Annotated in this window: 14 protein-coding genes; 8 read left to right on the top strand and 6 right to left on the bottom strand. The window is 72.5% G+C overall.

The window, feature by feature from the left end; genetic code table 11:
• Positions 1-244: 244 nt before the first annotated feature.
• From ACFYY1_RS19280 to ACFYY1_RS19265, 4 genes are read right to left on the bottom strand one after another with little or no spacing between them, the layout of a single operon-like run.
• A complete protein-coding gene (locus ACFYY1_RS19280; RefSeq protein WP_388586790.1) occupies positions 245-916 on the bottom strand; it encodes a response regulator in 672 nt (223 codons plus the stop codon).
• Positions 913-2,283 (bottom strand): sensor histidine kinase, encoded by a 1,371-nt coding sequence (locus tag ACFYY1_RS19275; RefSeq protein WP_388586787.1) that lies wholly within the window; start codon positions 2,281-2,283, stop codon positions 913-915. Before ACFYY1_RS19275 ends, ACFYY1_RS19280 begins: the two co-directional genes overlap by 4 nt.
• A 25-nt stretch (positions 2,284-2,308) precedes the next feature.
• Positions 2,309-3,475 (bottom strand): acyltransferase, encoded by a 1,167-nt coding sequence (locus tag ACFYY1_RS19270; RefSeq protein WP_388586784.1) that lies wholly within the window; start codon positions 3,473-3,475, stop codon positions 2,309-2,311.
• Positions 3,468-4,445: an alpha/beta hydrolase gene (locus ACFYY1_RS19265; RefSeq protein WP_388586781.1), complete on the bottom strand. Its 978-nt coding sequence runs from the start codon at positions 4,443-4,445 to the stop codon at positions 3,468-3,470. The genes ACFYY1_RS19270 and ACFYY1_RS19265 overlap by 8 nt, the downstream gene beginning before the upstream one ends.
• A gap of 235 nt (positions 4,446-4,680) precedes the next feature.
• On the opposite strand from ACFYY1_RS19265, the gene ACFYY1_RS19260 reads away from it, so the two are divergent.
• From ACFYY1_RS19260 to ACFYY1_RS19245, 4 genes are all read left to right on the top strand, one after another.
• Complete coding sequence (locus ACFYY1_RS19260; protein ID WP_388586778.1) at positions 4,681-5,166, top strand: Lrp/AsnC family transcriptional regulator; 486 nt, start codon at positions 4,681-4,683, stop codon at positions 5,164-5,166.
• Between the two features lie 232 nt (positions 5,167-5,398).
• Positions 5,399-6,661, top strand: coding sequence for a protein kinase (locus tag ACFYY1_RS19255; RefSeq protein ID WP_388586775.1), 1,263 nt, complete (start codon positions 5,399-5,401; stop codon positions 6,659-6,661).
• 126 nt (positions 6,662-6,787) lie between these two features.
• Positions 6,788-7,327 carry a hypothetical protein gene (locus ACFYY1_RS19250; RefSeq protein ID WP_388586772.1) on the top strand — a complete coding sequence of 180 codons (540 nt, stop codon included), beginning with the start codon at positions 6,788-6,790 and terminating at the stop codon, positions 7,325-7,327.
• A gap of 251 nt (positions 7,328-7,578) precedes the next feature.
• Complete coding sequence (locus ACFYY1_RS19245) at positions 7,579-11,076, top strand: M28 family peptidase (protein WP_388586770.1); 3,498 nt, start codon at positions 7,579-7,581, stop codon at positions 11,074-11,076.
• Positions 11,077-11,135: 59 nt separating this feature from the next.
• On the opposite strand, the gene ACFYY1_RS19240 is transcribed toward ACFYY1_RS19245, so the two are convergent.
• Positions 11,136-12,581 (bottom strand): helix-turn-helix domain-containing protein, encoded by a 1,446-nt coding sequence (locus ACFYY1_RS19240; RefSeq protein WP_388586767.1) that lies wholly within the window; start codon positions 12,579-12,581, stop codon positions 11,136-11,138.
• A 629-nt stretch (positions 12,582-13,210) separates the two neighbouring features.
• Between ACFYY1_RS19240 and ACFYY1_RS19235 the strand changes: the two genes are divergently transcribed.
• The 4 genes from ACFYY1_RS19235 (at position 13,211) to ACFYY1_RS19220 (ending at position 16,999) form a co-directional block, all read left to right on the top strand.
• On the top strand, positions 13,211-14,167 hold the full coding sequence (locus tag ACFYY1_RS19235; RefSeq protein ID WP_388586764.1) for a DUF3048 domain-containing protein: 957 nt from the start codon (positions 13,211-13,213) through the stop codon (positions 14,165-14,167).
• A 224-nt stretch (positions 14,168-14,391) separates the two neighbouring features.
• The gene (locus ACFYY1_RS19230; RefSeq protein ID WP_388586761.1) at positions 14,392-15,054 is read left to right on the top strand and encodes a DedA family protein; all 663 of its coding nucleotides are present in this window, start codon (positions 14,392-14,394) and stop codon (positions 15,052-15,054) included.
• A 92-nt stretch (positions 15,055-15,146) separates the two neighbouring features.
• Complete coding sequence (locus ACFYY1_RS19225) at positions 15,147-16,364, top strand: histidine kinase (RefSeq protein ID WP_388586758.1); 1,218 nt, start codon at positions 15,147-15,149, stop codon at positions 16,362-16,364.
• A complete protein-coding gene (locus ACFYY1_RS19220; RefSeq protein ID WP_388586906.1) occupies positions 16,364-16,999 on the top strand; it encodes a response regulator in 636 nt (211 codons plus the stop codon). Before ACFYY1_RS19225 ends, ACFYY1_RS19220 begins: the two co-directional genes overlap by 1 nt.
• A gap of 15 nt (positions 17,000-17,014) precedes the next feature.
• On the opposite strand, the gene ACFYY1_RS19215 is transcribed toward ACFYY1_RS19220, so the two are convergent.
• Positions 17,015-18,370: a dipeptidase gene (locus ACFYY1_RS19215; protein ID WP_388586755.1), complete on the bottom strand. Its 1,356-nt coding sequence runs from the start codon at positions 18,368-18,370 to the stop codon at positions 17,015-17,017.
• Positions 18,371-18,446 lie beyond the last annotated feature (76 nt).

Genomic DNA, 18,446 nt, shown 5'->3' with positions numbered 1-18,446 from the left:
TTCGGTTCCTTCGGTCGGATACGGAATCGGTCGGACCGTGCACGGAGACGGCTCGATGCCGTGGTCCGGAGGGCGCGACGACTCGCCGGGCGGCCCTCGGCCGCTCGGTGGTCCCGGGTCGTACGCCTCCGGGTGGTGGCGTACCCGCCGTCCTCCGGGCATGCCGGAGCGAGCGACGGGCGCGGACGCCGCGCCGGTTGCGTTGTGCTGTGCTGTGCTGTTCGGGTCGTGTTGTGGAGCCGGCTCAGTAGCCGGACGGGCGCACCAGGCCCGTTTCGTAGGCGTGGACCGCTGCCTGGGTCCGGTCGCGCAGACCCAGCTTGGACAGGATCCGGCCCACATGGGACTTCACGGTCTGTTCGGCGACCACGAGTCGCGTGGCGATCTCGGTGTTGGACAGGCCCTGTGCGATCAGGGCCAGGACCTCGGTCTCACGTTCCGTCAGTTCGCCGGTGCGGTCCCTGAGCGGGGCGCGTGGACCGGCGCTCACCCGGGCGAACTCGGCGATCAGCCGCTTGGTGATGTTCGGGGCGAGCAGGGCCTCGCCCTCCGCCACCACCCTTACCGCATGGGCCAGTTCGTCGGCCGACGCGTCCTTCAGGAGGAACCCGGACGCGCCCGCGCGCAGCGCCTCGTAGACGTACTCGTCGAGATCGAAGGTGGTCAGGACGAGGACCTTGACGGTGGCGCCGTCGGCCCCGGTGATGACGCGGGTCGCCTCGATGCCGCCGAGCCGGGGCATGCGGATGTCCATCAGGACGACGTCCGGGGCGAGTTCGGCCACCTTCTCCACGGCGTCCGCACCGTCCACCGCCTGGCCGACGACCTCGATGCCGGGTTCGGCGTTCAGCAGCACCGTGAAGCCCTGCCGGACCATCATCTGGTCGTCGGCGATCAGTACGCGGATGGCCGTCATCGGGTTTCCTCGGCAGGGTCGGTGGGATCGGGGGGATCCGCAAGGTCGGTGCGGTCGACGGGCCCGGCGGTGGGCCGTGCGGGCAGTATCGCAGTGACTTCGTAGCCGCCGTCGGGGGTGGGGCCGGTGGCGAGTTCTCCGCCCAGCATCGCGGCGCGCTCGCGCATGCCGAGCAGGCCGTGGCCCTCGCCCGTGGTGGGCGGGGCGGGGCGGACCGGTGCGGTGTTGGTGATCCGCACCGTGACCCCGGAGCTCCGGTGACGGATCTCCACCCGCACCGGGGCCCCCGGTGCGTGCCGCATCGCGTTGCTGAGCGCCTCCTGCACGATGCGGAACGCCGACAGCTCGACCCCCGGCGACAGCGGACGCGGCTCCCCGGTGATCCCGGCGGTGACCTCCACCCCGGCTCCGCGCGCGTTGCCGATCAGCTCGTCCAGTCGTTCCAGCGTGGGCTGCGGGGCGTGCCGCGCGGCCTGCGGCAGGGGGTCCTCGGAGCGCAGTACACCGAGGACCCGGCGCAGTTCGGTGAGCGCGTCGACCGCGTTCCTGCGGATGCCCTCGACGTTCTCCCGCAGTTCGTCGGACGGGTTCTCGACCAGGTGCGGGACGACCTGCGCCTGGATGGAGATGACCGACATGTGGTGGGCGACCACGTCGTGCAGCTCGCGTGCGATGCGGTTGCGCTCCTCCAGCAGGGTGCGTCTGGCGCGCTCCTCGGCGGTGAGCTCCTCCTGTTCGACCAGCCGGGTACGGGCCACCGCGAGGCCGCGCAGCGCGATGCCCAGCACCACCGTAATGACGAGGACGCCGATGGCGATGCGGATGTCGTTGGCGCTGCGCCAAGGGGTGGCCGCTCCGCAGAGGAGCCCCGCCAGCACGGTGATCGTCAGGGTCTCGGCGGCGATCCGGGGGCGCAGCCGCAGCGCGAGCAGGAACAGCACCCCGGCCTGCATCGCGATCCCGGCCCCGCTCCAGGGGAACGCGCCGTTCCACGGGAATCGCACCCCGGAGCCGACGTTCGCGGCGAACGGGGTGACCAGCACCGTGGCGAGCATCGACGCCCACCAGGCCTGGAGCGGGCGGTACAGGGCGACGATGATCGCCACCGACTGGACCCCGGCGAGCAGGAGGCCGAGCTGAACGCCCATCCCGAAGTCGAAGGCGTACTGGTTGGTGCCCGCGATGAGCACCCCCACCGCGATCATCACCAGCGGCACCATGATCACCGGCCGCCACTCCAGCCAACGCGGTCTCCCCGGCTGACCGTTCGGATCGATCGCCGTGGTCGCGAGGTCCTCGCGCAGGGTACGGGGCAGTTTCCGCAGTACCCGCAGTACCCGCAGTACCCGCGCCGAATGCTTCGTCATGTCCCCCCGGTTCACAGTTCGCACCTTAGACACGTCGTGCCGTCATCGAACCGGCGGGGCGTCCCTCGCGGACGACCAGGTTCTTCGTCCGTGTGCGCCGCTGCCGTTCGTGACCGCGGAACGCCAGCAGGCAGATCAGCAGCGCCGCGGCGAACGCCGGCAGCCAGGCCAGCCGGGCGAGTACCCAGCCGGGCTCATCGGGCAGGTCGTGCAGGCCCGGCAGCATGCCGCCCGCCCACAGGCCGGTCGCGGTGACCGCGATCATCGCCGTCTGGTGCCACAGGAACACCGTCATCGACGAGAGGTTCACCGCCGCCACCACCGCCCAGAGCGCGGGGCGCCGCAGCACCCGGCGCAGCGGGCCGGTCAGCAGCAGCGCCGCCCCGCACTGCGCAAGGCCGAAGGTGACCGCGGCAAGGGTCGGCGGGTCGAGATTGGAGACGGCCGTACCGGGGACCCCGACCATGGCCGCGGGGTATCCGGCCCACAGGACCAGCGCCGCGGTCGCCGCGGCTCCGCCGAGCAGCAGCGTCCAGCCGGTGCGGCGGCCGCACAGTTCGCCCCGGGCCCAGGCCGCGCCCAGGCAGTACGGCACCAGCCAGCCCGCCGCCACGTTGACCGAGGAGAGTCCGCCGGGCGCGTCCAGGCCGAACCGGTACAGGTCGACGACCAGCACGACGGCGAACGGCCACAGCGGATGCAGCTTCGCCACCAGCGGGGTGGCCGCCGTCAGCGCCGCGAAGACCACGAGGAACCAGAGCGGGGACCAGACCAGCTTGCACAGTGCGCGCACGGTGTCCTGGTCCACGCCGGAGGCGAGCATCGCGCAGGCCGCCACGGCCCAGACGACCGGCACCACGGCCAGCGGCCGCAGCAGCCGGCTCATCCGCGCACGGAGCCACCGGCCGTAACTCTCGCCCCTGGCGCGGGCGGAGGCATGGCTTCGCGCGCCGACGACTCCGCCGACCAGGAAGAAGACCGCGAGGGTCTGGAACAGCCAGGACGCCGGGGTGAGTCCGGGCAGGTACCGCAGCGGGCTCGCCCCGTGCACGGTGCCGCTGTCGACGACCAGCGCGGTCACCAGCCAGTGGCCGAGGACCACACCGAGGATGGCGACGGCGCGCAGGGCGTCGACCGCCCGGTCGCGGTCGGCGGGGGTTGCGGACTCGGTCCGCCGTACGAAGTCACGCATGGCGCTCTCCCGTGGGGTCTGCGGATCCAGCCGCTCCGGCCACGATCCGGGCAATGTTCCTCAGTGGTTCGGAACCGGCCTTCAGGTAGTCGCTGTGACCGCCGGAGCCCGCCGCGAAGATCTTGGCGCCGAATCCGGGCGCGACCGGGTCCGCACCGAATCCGATGTCCACGAAGGGCAGTCGGAGCACGGTGTGCGGCACGTCCGCGATCCAGTCGCCGCTGCTGCGGCCGGCCCAGACGGTGGCCGCGGTGTGCAGCGCGGCGGCGTCCGGGTAGCCGGTGCCCGGGCTGCCGTACAGGACGATGCCGGCGACCCGCAGTCGGTGGGCGGCCCGCGCGCAGACGACGGAGCCGTAGGAGTGGCAGAGCAGGGTGGTCCGGGCCGCGGGCTTCAGATGCCTCAACCCATCCATGAACCGCACCAGTTCGGGAGCGGCCTCGGCGGCCCGCCCCGAGGTGAGCGAGGCCGGGCTCACCGTCGCCGGCGTCCGGTACCCGAGCCAGGCGACCACCGCCGAGCGCCCGCCCAGCTCCTCGCGCAGGGCCCGCGCACCGTTGCGCAGGCGCCAGTAGTGGTCGATGCCGATGCCCGCACCGGGGATCAGCACGGCGATGCGTTCCGCGCGGGACAGATCGCCGAACACCTCGGCCGAGCGGCCGCCGTCCCTGCCGTCGAAGGCGAGGAAGCGGCGCGCGGGATCGGCCATCTCGCGCAGTGCGGCGGCCCGCTTGTGGTCTCCGTGGCGGGCCGCCGCCCGCTCGGCCGCGCCGATGTCGGCCCGGGTCGCGCCGTACCGCTCGGCGAGGACCTCGGGTGCGGCGCTGGTCAGCGGGGCGTGGACGGCCGGGGCGGGTGCCGGTACCGCCGCCGGGCCCTCCGCGCCCGAGAGGGGCAGGGCCACCGAGGCGGCCACCAGTGCGGCAAGCATGCCTCGGCGCAGGCGGGACCTGCTCGGATGGGACGGCATGGCGGTTTGTTCCTCCCGTACCTGGTGGCTGTGTGCTCGGGTGCTCGGGTAGAGAAGCTATGAACAGGGCGCCGTAGTCGGCGTCCCACCGGGGTGTGAACCTTTTCCGTAGCTCTCAGGGACTACAGGTATGACGGGCGGTCGGCTTCGGACCAGGGCGCTCCGGACGGGCCCCGGCTGTGCCGTTGGTACAGTCGCAGCCCGGATCGTCGTACCAGGAGGAGGCCGGCGGACCATGGCGGTGGACGCTCTCGACACCCGTATCCTTCGGTTGCTCATCGAGCAGCCCCGTACCAGCGTCCGCGAGTACGCGCGTATCCTCTCCATCGCCCGGGGCACCCTCCAGGCCCGTCTCGACCGGCTGGAGCGGGACGGTGTGATCACCGGCACCGGCCCGGTCCTCTCCCCCGCCGCCCTGGGCCACCCGGTGCTGGCCTTCGTCCATCTCGAAGTCACCCAGGGGCACCTGGACGAAGTCGGCGAGGCGCTCGCCGCGGTGCCCGAGATCATCGAGGCGTTCTCGACGACGGGCGGCGGGGATCTGCTGGCGCGGGTGGTGGCCCGGGACAACGGGCACCTGGAGGATGTGATCCAGCGGCTGATCCAGTTGCCCGGGGTGGTCAGGACACGTACCGAGGTGGCGTTGCGGGAACGCGTGCCGCACCGGCTGCTGCCGCTGGTCGAATCGGTCGGCCGTACGGCGGCCGGCGGCCGGAACTGACCACCGGGGCGCTGGACGTACAACGGTTCGGTACTGAAGGCGCGGACGGGGCCGCTCCGCTGGAACGCCGGGTCCGGCGGCCCGATATCCTGATCTTGCCGCGCGCCCCCCACCTCGTCCCGACCCCGTCGGGTCGTCGCCGTGGCAGCAGAAGCGGCCCACAATTCGAGATTGGTGCACAGTGCTGGTAGCTGGTCGGTACCGGTTGGTTTCCCCCATCGGCCGTGGCGGCATGGGGGAGGTGTGGCGTGCCTCGGACGAAGTCCTCGGCAGAGCCGTCGCCGTGAAGCTGCTCCTCGGCGACCACGCCGACGAGTCGGCCACCGCCCGGTTCCGGCTGGAGGCGCAGACCGCGGCCCGGCTGAGCCACCCTCATCTGGTGGCGGTGTTCGACTTCGGGGCCTGGGAGGACCGCTTCTACCTCGTGATGGAGCTCGTCGAGGGCAGGAGCCTGGGCGATCTCCTCAACGCCGAGGAGCGGCTCGGTGCCGAACAGGTGGCCCGGATCGCCGGGCAGGCCGCCGCGGGGCTCGCCGCCGCCCACCGGCAGGGCATCGTGCACCGCGACATCAAACCCGGGAACCTGATGCTGGACGCCGAAGGGTCCGTCAAGATCGGCGACTTCGGCATCGCCCAGTTCGTCGACGACCCCTCCGCCGCGCTGACCACCACGGGACAGATCGTCGGCACCAGCCTCTATCTCGCCCCGGAACGCGCCCTGGGCCGCACGGCCGGTGCGGCGTCCGACATGTACTCCCTCGGCTGTGTGATCTACCAACTCCTGCTGGGAGACCCGCCGTTCCGCTCGGACACGGCGACCGCCACGCTCTATCAGCATGTCGACACGGCGCCCGTTCCGCTCAGACAGCGGGGTGTCGACCTGTCCCCGGCCTTCGACTCCTATCTGCTCGGGCTGCTCGCGAAGCAGCCCGAGGACCGGCCCAGCGCCCAGCAGGTCGCCGAATGGTTCCAGAGCGATGCCTGGCGGGGACAGCCGGAGCCGCTGCCGATGTACGCGCCGGATCCGCCCTACGCGGCGAGCGGTGGTCCGCGCATCCCCGCACCCGCCCCGGCCGGGACCGGCCGTCCGCATGTCCCGGCCGCGGGCCCCGCGTTCGGCTCCGCCCCGACAGCCGGCTCCGCCCAGCAGGGCGACGGTCCGGCGACGTACCGGCTGCCGCAGTCCGGTGGTCACCGACGGCGCCCGGCGGACCGGACCGCGGCCGCCCGGCGGAGCACCGGCGCCCGCGAGGCGATCAGGCGTCGGCCCAGGGTGGCCAGCGCCATCGCCGGCACGGTCGCCTTCATCGCGGCCGTGTATGTGGGGATGGTGTTGTTCTCCCCGGATTCCGGCTCGGCCGATACCCCGGACACCGGCTCGACCGCGACCACCGGGCCCGATTCGTCCGTACCCTCGTCCGCCCCGTCCGCCCCGTCCGCCCCGCTGGATCCGGCCGGGGACGAGGAGGGCGACGAGGGCGACGAGGGCGACTGACCCCGTCGCCGGGCGCCCGGCGCTCCACGGCCACCGCGTCAAGCAACCGTCAGGGCTCCGCGCCCCGGCATCAGCGGTGCGTCAACGAGAGTCCGCCGGGCCGGCGCGCCCTCTAGCGTCACTGCCATGCAACGCCACACCGGCCTGCGGTGGCCGTCTCCTGCCGGCATGACCGCCCACGACCACGGCTGGGCCGCGGACCTGCGCTTCGCGGTCCACTGCGCCGTCGCGCTCCTCGGTCTGCTCCTGGCCGTCGACGCGGCGGCCCACCATCTGACCTGGCCACGCGCCCTGTTGTGGACGGGCCTCTCCGCCCTGCTGTGGGCGGTCCTGGTGCCGCCGCGGGTCCGCGCGGGCGCTGGGTGGCTCTCGTCCAGGCGCCTGTTCCACGAGCGGACCGTGCGCACCGACCGGCTGGTGTCGGCGCGCTGGTCGGAGGGCGTCGCCCAGCGCCTGGTGCTCCGGGATGCCGACGGCCACCGGGTCGAGGTCGACCCGGAGGTGTTCCTCGCGAACCCGGCGCTGTGGCACCGGCTGGACGAGGACGTCCGCGGCTGCGTGGAGCGCGGGACGCTGCGGTGCGGGGTGACGGCACTGCGGCAGCTGGCCGACCGTATCGACCGCAGGCACGCGCGGGCGGTGTTCACGGTCTCCGGGCTGGAGTGACCGCTCCGCGCCGGACCGGAGCAACCGCCCTGCCTGCCAAGGCCGTTGTGCGATCCCACCAGCGCGGCTTGACCAAACTTGCCAAGTCCCCCGGCACCCCTCGCAGTTCATTGACGAGTCCATGACGACGTGTGAGTGTTCGGTCGCTCGATCACGGACACCACGCACGGGGACGCCCGGCGACGGCCGGGGCACGTGTGCCGACGTACGCGGCTGCCCGTGATCGAGGCCCCCCAAGTCAAGGAGCCTCGATGAAACTCAGACCGTTGACGGCCGGGACGACCCTGGCCGTCCTCGCCGCGATGCTGGTCGTCACCGGCGGGCAGCCGGCGTCCGCCGAACCGGCCCCGCCCGCCCCCTCAGCGCTCTCGGCCGCCGTGTCGGCGGCCGACCGGGCGGCCGCCAGTGGTCTCGACACCCTGGCCAAGGGACCCGAGGAGCGGTACGAGCGCCAGATGGTGACCCCGTGGGTCAAGGGCATGTACTCCGTCGCCTACCAGCGCACCTATCGCGGTCTGCCGGTCGTCGGCGGGGACGCCGTCGTGGTGGCCGACTCCGAGGGCCGGGTACGCGGCACCCAGTCGGCCGTGTCCCGGCGGATCAACGTACCGACCACACCGACCGTTTCCGCCAGGGCGGCCGAGACCACCGCCCGCAAGCAGCTCCGCACGGTGAAGCGGGTGGAATCGCGCCGGCTCGTGGTCCGTGCCACGGACAAGTCCTCCCGGCTGGCGTGGGAGACGGTGCTCACCGGACGCACCGCCAAGGCCCCCAGCCGGCTGCACGTCTTCGTCGACGCGGGCACCGGCAAGGTCATCGACAGCTACGACGACGTCAGGGCGGGCACCGGCAACAGCCAGTGGAACGGACCGTCTCCGCTGGCCATCGACACCACCGCCTCGGGCAGCAGCTACTCGCTGCGGGACCCCAACCGGCCCGGCCTGAGCTGCGCCGACTACAGCACGGGCAGTGTCTTCACCAAGTCGAGCGACTCCTGGGGCACCGGCAACGCCTCCAGCAAGGAGACCGGCTGCGTCGACGTCATGTGGGCGGCGCAGCACGAGTGGAACATGCTCAAGGACTGGCTGGGCCGCAACGGGCACAACGGCAACGGCGGCAGCTGGCCGGTCAAGGTCGGGCTGAACGACGTCAACGCCTACTGGGACGGCTCGTCGGTCTCCATCGGCCACAACAACGCCAATCAGTGGATCGGCGCGATGGACGTGGTGGGCCATGAGTTCGGCCACGGCATCGACCAGTTCACGCCCGGCGGCGCCAACAACGAGTCCGGTCTCGGCGAGGCCACCGGCGACATCATGGGCGCCCTGACCGAGGCGTACACCAATGAGCCGGCTCCGTACGACGACCCCGACTACACCGTCGGCGAGAAGATCGACCTGGTCGGGAACGGGCCGATCCGGATCATGTACAACCCGGGGCAGACCGGCGACCCGAACTGCTACAGCTCCTCGATACCCAACACCGAGGAGCACGCCGCGGCCGGTCCGCTCAACCACTGGTTCTACCTGCTGGCCGAGGGCTCGAACCCGGGCGGCGGGAAGCCGTCCAGCCCCACCTGCAACAGCTCGTCGGTCACCGGCGTCGGTATCCAGAGCGCCGGCAAGGTCTTCTACGGCGGCATGCTGCTGAAGACGAGCGGGATGACCTACAAGCGCTACCGCACGGCCACGTTGACCGCTGCGAAGAACCTCGACCAGAGCTGTGTGCTCTTCGACCGGACCAAGGCCGCCTGGGACGCCATCAGTGTGCCCGCGCAGAGCGGCGACCCGGCCTGTACGCCCAGTGGCAACAACGACTTCACGATCTCCCTGGACCCGGGGTCGGGCTCGGTGAAGCCGGGCAGTTCGGTGACGGCCACGGTGCGGACCACGGTCAGTTCCGGGAGCGCGCAGACGGTCGCTCTGACGGCGAGCGGCCTGCCGAGCGGTGTCACCGCGACCTTCAGCCCGTCGTCGGTGCAGGCCGGGGCGAACTCGACGATGACCGTGTCGGCGTCCTCGAACGCCGCGCCCGGCGCGTACACCTTCACGGTGAAGGGTGACGGCACCCAGAGCCACACCGCGCAGTACAACCTGACCGTCGACAACGGGGGCGGCAATCCGGGCGGCAGCGCACCGGACATCAGCGTCGCCAACGTGCAGGCGCACCTCACCCAGCTGAACACCATCGCCACCCAGAACGGCGGCAACCGCCGGGCAGGCAGTGCCGGTTACACGGCCTCCCTCGCCTATGTGAAGAGCAAGCTGCAGGCGGCCGGCTACACCGTCAGCGAGCAGACCTGCACCAGCTGCACCTACCGCGGCAACAACCTGATCGCCGACTGGCCGGGCGGGCCGTCCGACCAGACGATCATGTTCGGTGCCCACCTGGACGGCGTCTCGGCCGGCCCCGGCATCAACGACAACGGATCGGGCTCCGCAACGCTGCTGGAGAACGCCCTCACCCTGGCCCAGCGCAACCCCACCATGACGAAGCACGTCCGCTTCGCCTGGTGGAACGGCGAGGAGCAGGGGCTTCAGGGATCGGAGTACTACGTCGGCCAGCTCAGCTCCACCGAGCGCAGCGCCGTCAAGGCGTACTACAACTTCGACATGGTGGCCTCGACCAACGGCGGCTACTTCATCAACAACATCAACTCGGCGGCCTCGGCGCCCATGAAGGAGTACTGGGACTCGCTGAACCTCGCGCCGGAGGAGAACGTCGAGGGCCAGGGCCGGTCCGACGACTACTCCTTCCAGCAGGGTGGCATCCCCACGTCGGGCTACGCGACCGGCGCCAGCGACACCAAGACATCGGCGCAGGCCGCCAAGTGGGGCGGCACGGCGGGCCGTTCCTACGACTCCTGCTACCACTCGTCCTGCGACACCACGGCCAACATCAACGCGACCGCGCTCGACCGCAGCGCCGACGGGGTCGCCCACACCATCTGGAAGACCTCCGTCGGCACCACCGCGCCCGCCGACGACTTCTCCGTCTCGGTGAAGCCGGTCTCCGGCAACGTCCAGCCGGGCGGCTCGGTCACCGCGAGCGTGTCCACCGCGACGACCGCCGGCTCCGCCCAGACCGTGAAGCTGACGGCCTCCGGCGCGCCGAGCGGCGTCACCGTCTCGTTCGCCCCGGCGTCCGTGCAGTCGGGTTCCTCCTCCACGATGACCATCTCGGCCGGGGCCCAGGCCGCGGCGGGCACGTACACCCTCACGGTGACCGGCACCGGCACGGCCACCCACACCACCACGTACTCGCTCGTCGTCGGTGGCGGCTCCACCTGCCAGGCCCGGCAGGTCGTCGCCAACGGCGGCTTCGAGGACGGCGTCACCCCGTGGACCCAGACGGACGGGGTGATCAACAACCGGACGTCGGAGGAGCCTGCCCACTCGGGCTCGTACACGGCCTGGCTCGGTGGCTGGGGATCCACCCACTCGGACACGGTCTCGCAGTCGCTGACCGTCCCCGCGGGCTGCTCGACGTACAAGCTGTCCTTCTATCTGAGCACCGACACGGACGAGTCGGCGGGTGACCCGACCGCGTACGACACGTTCACCGTGAAGCTGGGGACCAGGACGCTCGCGACGTACTCCAACGTGGACGCCACGGGTTCCTACATCCAGAAGACCTTCGACGTCGGCGAGTTCGCCGGCCAGACGGTCACGCTCGGATTCACCAGCAATGAGGACGCCTATCTGCAGACCAGCTTCGTCGTCGACGACGTGACGCTGAACGCCGGCTGATCCTTGCCGGTGCTGCATCCGGGGCGGGGCGTGTGCACACACGCCCCGCCTCCGGCGTGTCAGCGGACGACGGCCGCCAGCCTGCGGGTGAAGTCGTCGGTCTCCCGACGGTTGTCGTGCCGGGCCGCCAACCGGCTGTGCAGTCCGCGCAGTTCCTGTCCGAGCAGCGTCGAGGCGGTGACCTCGGTGGTGTCCAGGACCGGTCCGGCGATGGCGATCGCCGCCTGCGGGTCCTGGGCGCAGGCATGCGCGTCCGCCATCCGTACCTGGAACAGCATCCGCGCCGAGTGCATCTCCGGCGGGAGCAGACCCAGCGCGGTGCGGGCCGCGCCCACCGCGCGCAGGGCCAGCCGACGGTCCCCGGTCGCCGCCGCCAGGTCCCGCAGCGCCCCGGCGGCGCCGGACTCCACCCGCAGGCGCACCGAGGCGACGGACAGCCAGGGCGCCTCCGTCTCGTCCTGCTCGCCGACCCGGTCCAGCTGCGACCAGGCACGGTCGATGTGGCCCAGCGTCTGGCGGGCGTCGCCCCGTACCGCGTGGCCGCGTGCCAGGTACAGATCGCTCATGGCGCCGGCCCAGTACCGGCCGACTGCGGCCTGCCGGATCGCGCCTCCGTAGGCGAGGGCGGACGGGCCGTCGCCCTCCAGGCGGGCCAGTGTGCTCATGTCGCTGAGCGCGGCCACCTCCGTCCCGACGTGACCGGCCAGTTGGGCCCAGACCAGCGAGCGGTCGAGCCAGGCCATCGCGGTCGCGTTGCGGCCCCACAGCAGCCGCAGACAGCCGGCGGACTGCGCGTACTCGGCTGCCAGCGGGGCGAGTTGACGTTGGTAGGGCGCGGCGGGCAGGGCCATCCAGCGGAGCATCGCGTGCAGCGTGCGTTCGACCACGACGGTCGCTCCCGGCCAGGCGCGCTCCTCGTCGGCCCGCAGGCAGACGGCGAGCAGCGCCGTGAGGGCGTGCACCGTGTCGATGTCCAGCGCGGGGTGCGACGCGGCGGCCGGGCCGAGGGAGCAGAAGGCCGAGTGCAGGGCGACGACGTCGGCGAGTACCGGGACGGTGCAGCCGTCCCGGCCGTGCACCGGGCACATCAGCCCGTAGCTGGGCAGTCCGGCGGGCAGGACGGTGTCCGGGGGCAGCATCGCGAGCAGGGCGCCTCCCGCGGGCTCCCCCGGCAGCGGCCCCTGCCGGGCGGGGGCCGGTGCGGGGCGCGCCGCCGTGCCCTCCTCGCCCGTACCGCCCGCTCCCTCGGCCTCGGCCGCCTCGCAGGCGGCGAGGAGAGCACCGTCCGCCCTCATCAGCTCGTCCAGCCTGCGGGCCAGCGGCAGCGGGGTCCTGCGGGTGCCGTGCTCCAGTTTGCTGATGGCGGTGTGGTCGTAGCCGACGCGGGCCCCCACCTGGGCCTGGGTGAGCCCGGCGCGCCTGCGCCACTGGCGCAGCCGGGTGCCGAAGGCCCGCCATGCCTCCGCGGTACGGGCGTCGGGCGCGGGGCCCATGCCCTCGGTCACCCGGAACTCCGCGGAGCCCCGCCGGATGCCCCACCCATGTCATGCCCATGGCTCATAGCGGGGAAGGATAGCGAGCGCACGGGTGCACTGTCCCCGGTGCGGCGGGAAGACGGCGCCGCCGCGCAACTCCCTTGCCCGGACGGCCGGTCGGGAGGGTCCTTCCGGCCACCCGGGCTCCGTCCGCCGGGCGGTCCCGGGAGGCCCCGGCCCGAACGGTGCCCGTGGGGGCCGGGACAGGGGCGCGTCCACCGCTGTTGGCAACTGTTCGGACTCCGTGACCGGAAGATTCACGCGGGGGCCGCATGAACGCCTCACGCGCCGGGCATATGACGGGAGACCGACAGGGGGTGGTGGCAATGGGCCGCATCAGGATCGTCCGCCGACCGCAGCTGCCGTCCCGTCCGCCGCCCCTCGATCTGAGGACCCCCTCGGGCCGCCCGTTGCCGTACTGAGCGCGGCGCCCGACGCCGCGCCGTGGAGCCGGCCGAGGACCGTCCGCCCCGCCCCGCGGGAACCCCTGGTGCGCCCTTCTGCGTAATGATGGGCAGAGCCGTCGCGGCGAGCGGCCGCGGCCGGAGGCATCGCGCCGGCCGACCCGGAAGGGAGGCCGGCCCGGAAGGGCGGCCGTCATGCACTCGTTCAGGACGTGGAGGCCGGGCGCGGCATCAGCGCTCGTGCCGGCACTGCTCACCGCCGCGCTGGCGGGCTGCCAGGGCGGGGGCACGACTTCCTCGCCCGGCAGCCCCCAGCCGTCCACGTCCGGCGGATCACGCGCCCACGTCCTCGCCGTGAAGATCGACAACGTCGGACCCGCCCGCCCGCAGACCGGGCTCGACAAGGCGGACCTCGTCTATGTGGAGCAGGTCGAGGCCGGTCTCAGCCGCATACTCGCCGCCTACTCGTCCCGGCTGCCGCCCGTGGTCGGGCCGGTGCGCAGCGCCCGGGAGACGGATCTGGAGCTGCTCCGGCAGTTCGACCGGCCGACGCTCGCCTTCTCCGGGGCCCAGAGCAAGCTCCTGCCGGTCATCGCGGCGGCCCCGCTGGATCCGCTGCCTCCCGAGAAGGCCCCGGACGCGTATTTCCGCTCCGGTGACCGCGCGGCGCCGCACAACCTGTATCTGCGCCCCGGCCGGACCCCGCACGCCACCACCGGTGTGAACGCGGCCGAGGACATCGGACTGTCCTTCGCCGCGGCCGTGCCGGGTGGCAGACCGGTCGCCGATCGAACGGTGCGCTACCCGGCGGCGCGCTTCACGTTCACCTGGTCGGCCGAACAGCGCCAGTGGCTCGTCTCCATGGACGGCGCCCCGGCCCGTACGTCGGAAGGCGCCCGGCTCGGCGCGGCCGATGTGGTGGTGCAGTACGTGACCGTGCGCCCCTCGCAGTACCAGGACCGGTGGGGCAGCAAGTCCCCGTACACCGAGACCGTGGGCTCCGGCTCCGCCGTGGTGCTGCGCGACGGCAAGGAGTACGACGCCCGCTGGTCGCGTCCCGCGGCCGGTTCCACGACCGCCTTCACCACCCGGGACGGCAAGCGCATGACGTTCGCACGGGGCCAGGTCTGGGTCGTCTTCGCACAGAAATGACGGCCGCCCGCAGCGCCGGTGAGCGGGCGCCGCCGGTCCGGAGCGGGTGCGGCCAACCCGTCGGCGCGGCGCCGGGGTTACGGAAAACCGCAGGGTGGCGGATGCGGAGTACAGCATCCGGCCGGGTGGATTTCCTCGTACCGGTGCCGGTCATCGGTTCCTAGCGTTGCCGGTGCGGCGCGGCGGACTTCTCGCGCCTCACCACAACGGCCAGGAGTCAGTTCATGGATCTCGTCATTCTCGGTCTCGCCAAGGAACCCGCGGGCGGTGTCGCCGGCTGGGCGGCCGGCCTCGTCGACACCATGGGAGGCCCGGGAGCCGGGCTCGCCATCGCCCTGGAGAACCTCTTTCCGCCGCTGCCCAGCGAGGTCATTCTACCGCTGACCGGGTTCGCGGCGGGGCAGGGTGTCATCACTCTGGCCTCCGCACTCTGGTGGACCACACTGGGTTCGGTGGTGGGTGCGGTGGCTCTGTACTGGATCGGGACGCTCTTCGGCCGCGACCGCATGCACGCGATCTGGGCGAGGCTTCCGCTGGTGCGGGGTTCCGATCTGGAGCGTACGGAGCAGTGGTTCGCGAGGCACGGCACCAAGGCCGTCCTGCTGGGCCGCATGGTGCCGATCTTCCGCAGTCTCATCTCCGTGCCGGCCGGTGTGGAGCGGATGCCGCTGCCGCTCTTCGTGACCCTGACCGCCGTGGGCAGTCTGGTGTGGAACTCGGTGCTCGTGATGGCCGGTTACTGGCTGGGCGACCGCTGGGATCTGGTGGAGACCTACGTCGGGGTCCTGTCCAAGGCCGTTCTCGTCCTGGTCCTGCTGGCCGTCGCCGGGTATGTGACCGTACGCCTGAGGTCCGGTGGCCGGGCACAGCACCGCCGGGTTTCCTGAGCCCCGTGCCCCGGCTCCGTACGCCGTCGACGGCTCCCGCCCGGCCGGAAGGATCTTGCCGTGTCCCCGCCGTACCACTAGCCTCGGCAACCGTGCAGGGGGACTTCGCGGACGGTACGACCGGTCGGCTGCCGGAGCTGTCCGGTCTTCGGCCCGGCGGGGCGGGCGCGCCGGTGACCCGGGCGTGTCCCTGGCCCCGCAGGGCCTCTGGCGCTCTGCTCGGTTGCTGCACCGCCCTGTTCGGGCTGCTGTACTTCGCCGTGCCGGGCGGGTTGTCGCTGCCGTTCGTGCTGTGGCCCCGTACCCGGCCGCGTGCGCTGGCCCTGCTGAGTGCCGGGGCGCGTGGGCTCGCCGGGCTGGAACGGATCCGCCGCAGTGTCTTCTTCGGCGACGTGTTTCCCGCGCACCACGCGTCCGACCGGGATGTTCTCCGCTACCTGGCCGCCCGCACCGGCGCGGGGACGCTGTTCGCCGTGGTCCTCGCGCTGCTGGGGTACGGGGCCGTGCTGGCCGGATTGCTGGCCGCGGGCGTGGTCCGCGACCCCACCGACTGGCAGGGGCTGCTCGCCCAGGCGGTCCTCGGGAGTGTGCTGCTCTTCCTCGATGTGCAAGGGATCCTCTCGCTGAACGCGCTCGACTCCCGGTTGGCCCGCGAGCATTTCGGGCCGTCGGAACGGGAGTTGCTGGAGCAGCGCATCGCCGAACTGGCCGCCAGTCGGGCCGGGGTGCTCCAGGCGGTCGACGCGGAACGCAGGCGCATCGAGCGCGATCTGCACGACGGTGTGCAGCAGCGGCTCGTCGCACTGGCCATGCTGCTGGGCCGGGCCCGCCGCAACCGGCACCCCGAACAGGCCGAGTCGCTCCTCCAACAGGCCCACCAGGCCTCCCGGGAGGTCCTCACGGAGCTGCGCGAGGTGGCCTGGCGGGTCTACCCTTCGGCCCTCGACGACCTGGGGCTGGAGGAGGCTCTGGGCGGGGTGGCCCAACGCTGCGGCATTCCCCTGCACATGGAGTTCGCGCTGCCGCTGCCGTTGCCCCGGCCGGTGGAGACCGCCGCCTACTTCGTGGTCTGCGAGGCCGTGACCAACGCGGCCAAGCACGCGCGGGCGACCCGTATCCGGGTGAGGGTCCGGGGCGACGGGGACCGGGTCTCGGTGTCCGTCCAGGACAACGGCACCGGCGGCGCGGATCCGCTGGGCGGCGGACTGGCCGGGCTGCGCAGCCGGGTGGACGCGCTGGACGGCCGGCTGCACATCGACAGCCCCTGCGGGGGCCCCACCACGATCACCGCGGAGTTGCCGTGCGCGTAATGCTCGCCGAGGACTCGACCCTGCTGCGGGAGGGCCTGGCCCTGCTGCTGGCGGAGGAGGGGCACGAGGTCCTCGCCTCGGTGGGGGACGGTGACTCCCTCGTCCGGGCCGTCGAGGCGGACCCGCCGGACCTCGTCGTCGTCGACATCCGGATGCCGCCGACCCACACCGACGAGGGGCTGCGGGCCGCACTGGCGATCCGCGAGCGGTGGCCCCTGGTCGGTGTGCTGGTGCTCTCCCAGCACGTGGAGCGCAACTACGCGGTGCGGCTGCTGTCCCAGAGCGCCGAGCGGGTCGGCTATCTGCTCAAGGACCGGGTCGCGCAGGTCGACGAGTTCCTGGAGTCGCTGGAACGGATCCACGCGGGCGGGGCGTCCATCGACGCGGAGGTCGTAAGGCAGTTGGTGGTGCGGACCACGCACGTCGACCCGTTGGCCGGGCTGACGCCCCGGGAGCGCACCGTGCTGCAGGAGCTGGCGCAGGGCCGCAGCAACGCGGCCATCGCGCAGCAGCTGCACATCTCGCTGAGTTCGGTCGAGAAGAACCTCAACTCGGTCTTCGAGAAGCTCGATCTGCCACGCGCCACCGGCTACAGCAGGCGGGTGCTGGCGGTCCTGCGCTATCTGGAGTCGTAGCGGGGCCTCGACCGCTCAGTCGCGCCGCGCGGCGGCGTACCGGCTCAGGAAGAGGGCCTCGACATGGGCCATGTGCTGGATCTCGGTGGGGTCGACGCTCTCATTGGGGGCGTGGATGAGGCATTGCGGTTCCTCCACGCCCATCAGGACGATCTCGGCGCGCGGGTAGGCGTTGCCGAAGACGTTGCACAGCGGGATGGAGCCACCCTGCCCGAGGGCGGCCATCGGCTCTCCGTAGACGTCCGCCATGGCCCGGCCCAGGGTCGCGTAGGCCGGTCCGTCGGTGGCGGCCCGGAACGGTGCGCCGGTCCCCTCGGACTCGACCGAGACGTGCGCTCCCCAGGGGGCGGCCTTCTCCAGGTGGGCGGTCAGGGCCAACAGCGCGGCGTCCGCGTTCGTCCCCGGCGGTACGCGCAGGCCGACCCGGGCCCGCGCGGTGCCCTGGATCGCGGCGGACGAGCCGACGACCGGTGGGCAGTCGATACCGAGGACGGTGACGGCGGGGCGGGCCCAGAGCCGGTCGGAGACCGTGCCGGAGCCGGTGAGCGAGACCCCGTCCAGCACATCGGCGTCGCGCCGGAACTGCTCCTCGTCGTAGGGCGCCCCCGACCAGGTGCCGGAGGAGTCGAGTCCGTCGATGCGCGTTCCGCCGTCCGGGGCGCGCAGGGTGGACAGGATCTGGATGAGGGCGGCGAGGGCGTCCGGGGCCGGTCCGCCGAACATGCCCGAGTGCACTTCGGCGCCGAGCGTGGACACGGTCACCACGACACCGGCGAGGCCGCGCAGGGAGGTGGTGACGGTCGGCCGTCCCACGGCTGCGTTGCCCGTGTCGCAGATCAGCAGCGCGTCGGCCAGGAACTGCTCGCGGTGCTGCTCGACGTACGCCTCCAGGCCGCCGGTGCCCTGTTCCTCCGAGCCCTCGGCGACGAACCGCAGCCCGACCGGCAGATCGTCCCCGAGGGCCCGCAGTGCGGTGAGGTGCATGACGATGTTGCCCTTGCAGTCCGCGGTGCCGCGTCCGTACCAGCGGCCGTCGCGCTCGGTGAGCGTGAAGGGGGGCGAGGTCCAGGCGTCGTCGTCGAGCGGCGGCTGGACGTCGTAGTGGCAGTAGAGCAGCACGGTCGGCGCGCCGGGCGGCGGCGGGCGGTGGCCGAGCACGGCCGCGCTGCCGTCGGGCGTCTCGGCGAGGTGCACATCGCGCAGCCCCGCCTCGGTGAAGGCGTCGGCGACCCACTGGGCCGCCTTGCGGCATTCCTCGGGCGGGTACTGACGGGGGTCGGCGACGGAGGGGATCGAGACCAGTTCGGTGAGGTCCGCCTTCGCACGCGGCATCAGGGCGGCGATCCGGTCGGCCAGTTCGTGCTCGCTCATCGTTGTCTCCCGGTCGTCGGTCCGGACCTGGATGGTCCGGGGGCTTGTTGCTCTGCTTCGGGCGGCCTCTGATTCG

Source organism: Streptomyces sp. NPDC001890, assembly GCF_042891445.1.
GTDB lineage: Bacteria > Actinomycetota > Actinomycetes > Streptomycetales > Streptomycetaceae > Streptomyces.
The sequence above is the reverse complement of the archived record's forward strand: the minus strand, read 5'-3'. Positions and strand labels throughout refer to the sequence as shown.

What these genes read in the sequence shown, in the direction of transcription:
- ACFYY1_RS19250 (WP_388586772.1), top strand. Translation starts at nt 6,788, where the DNA reads ATGCAACGCCACACCGGCCTGCGGTGGCCGTCTCCTGCCGGCATGACC.
- ACFYY1_RS19265 (WP_388586781.1), bottom strand. Translation starts at nt 4,445, where the DNA reads ATGCCGTCCCATCCGAGCAGGTCCCGCCTGCGCCGAGGCATGCTTGCC.
- ACFYY1_RS19215 (WP_388586755.1), bottom strand. Translation starts at nt 18,370, where the DNA reads ATGAGCGAGCACGAACTGGCCGACCGGATCGCCGCCCTGATGCCGCGT.
- ACFYY1_RS19280 (WP_388586790.1), bottom strand. Translation starts at nt 916, where the DNA reads ATGACGGCCATCCGCGTACTGATCGCCGACGACCAGATGATGGTCCGG.
- ACFYY1_RS19220 (WP_388586906.1), top strand. Translation starts at nt 16,364, where the DNA reads ATGCTCGCCGAGGACTCGACCCTGCTGCGGGAGGGCCTGGCCCTGCTG.
- ACFYY1_RS19270 (WP_388586784.1), bottom strand. Translation starts at nt 3,475, where the DNA reads ATGCGTGACTTCGTACGGCGGACCGAGTCCGCAACCCCCGCCGACCGC.
- ACFYY1_RS19275 (WP_388586787.1), bottom strand. Translation starts at nt 2,283, where the DNA reads ATGACGAAGCATTCGGCGCGGGTACTGCGGGTACTGCGGGTACTGCGG.
- ACFYY1_RS19245 (WP_388586770.1), top strand. Translation starts at nt 7,579, where the DNA reads ATGAAACTCAGACCGTTGACGGCCGGGACGACCCTGGCCGTCCTCGCC.
- ACFYY1_RS19235 (WP_388586764.1), top strand. Translation starts at nt 13,211, where the DNA reads ATGCACTCGTTCAGGACGTGGAGGCCGGGCGCGGCATCAGCGCTCGTG.
- ACFYY1_RS19230 (WP_388586761.1), top strand. Translation starts at nt 14,392, where the DNA reads ATGGATCTCGTCATTCTCGGTCTCGCCAAGGAACCCGCGGGCGGTGTC.
- ACFYY1_RS19255 (WP_388586775.1), top strand. Translation starts at nt 5,399, where the DNA reads ATGGGGGAGGTGTGGCGTGCCTCGGACGAAGTCCTCGGCAGAGCCGTC.
- ACFYY1_RS19260 (WP_388586778.1), top strand. Translation starts at nt 4,681, where the DNA reads ATGGCGGTGGACGCTCTCGACACCCGTATCCTTCGGTTGCTCATCGAG.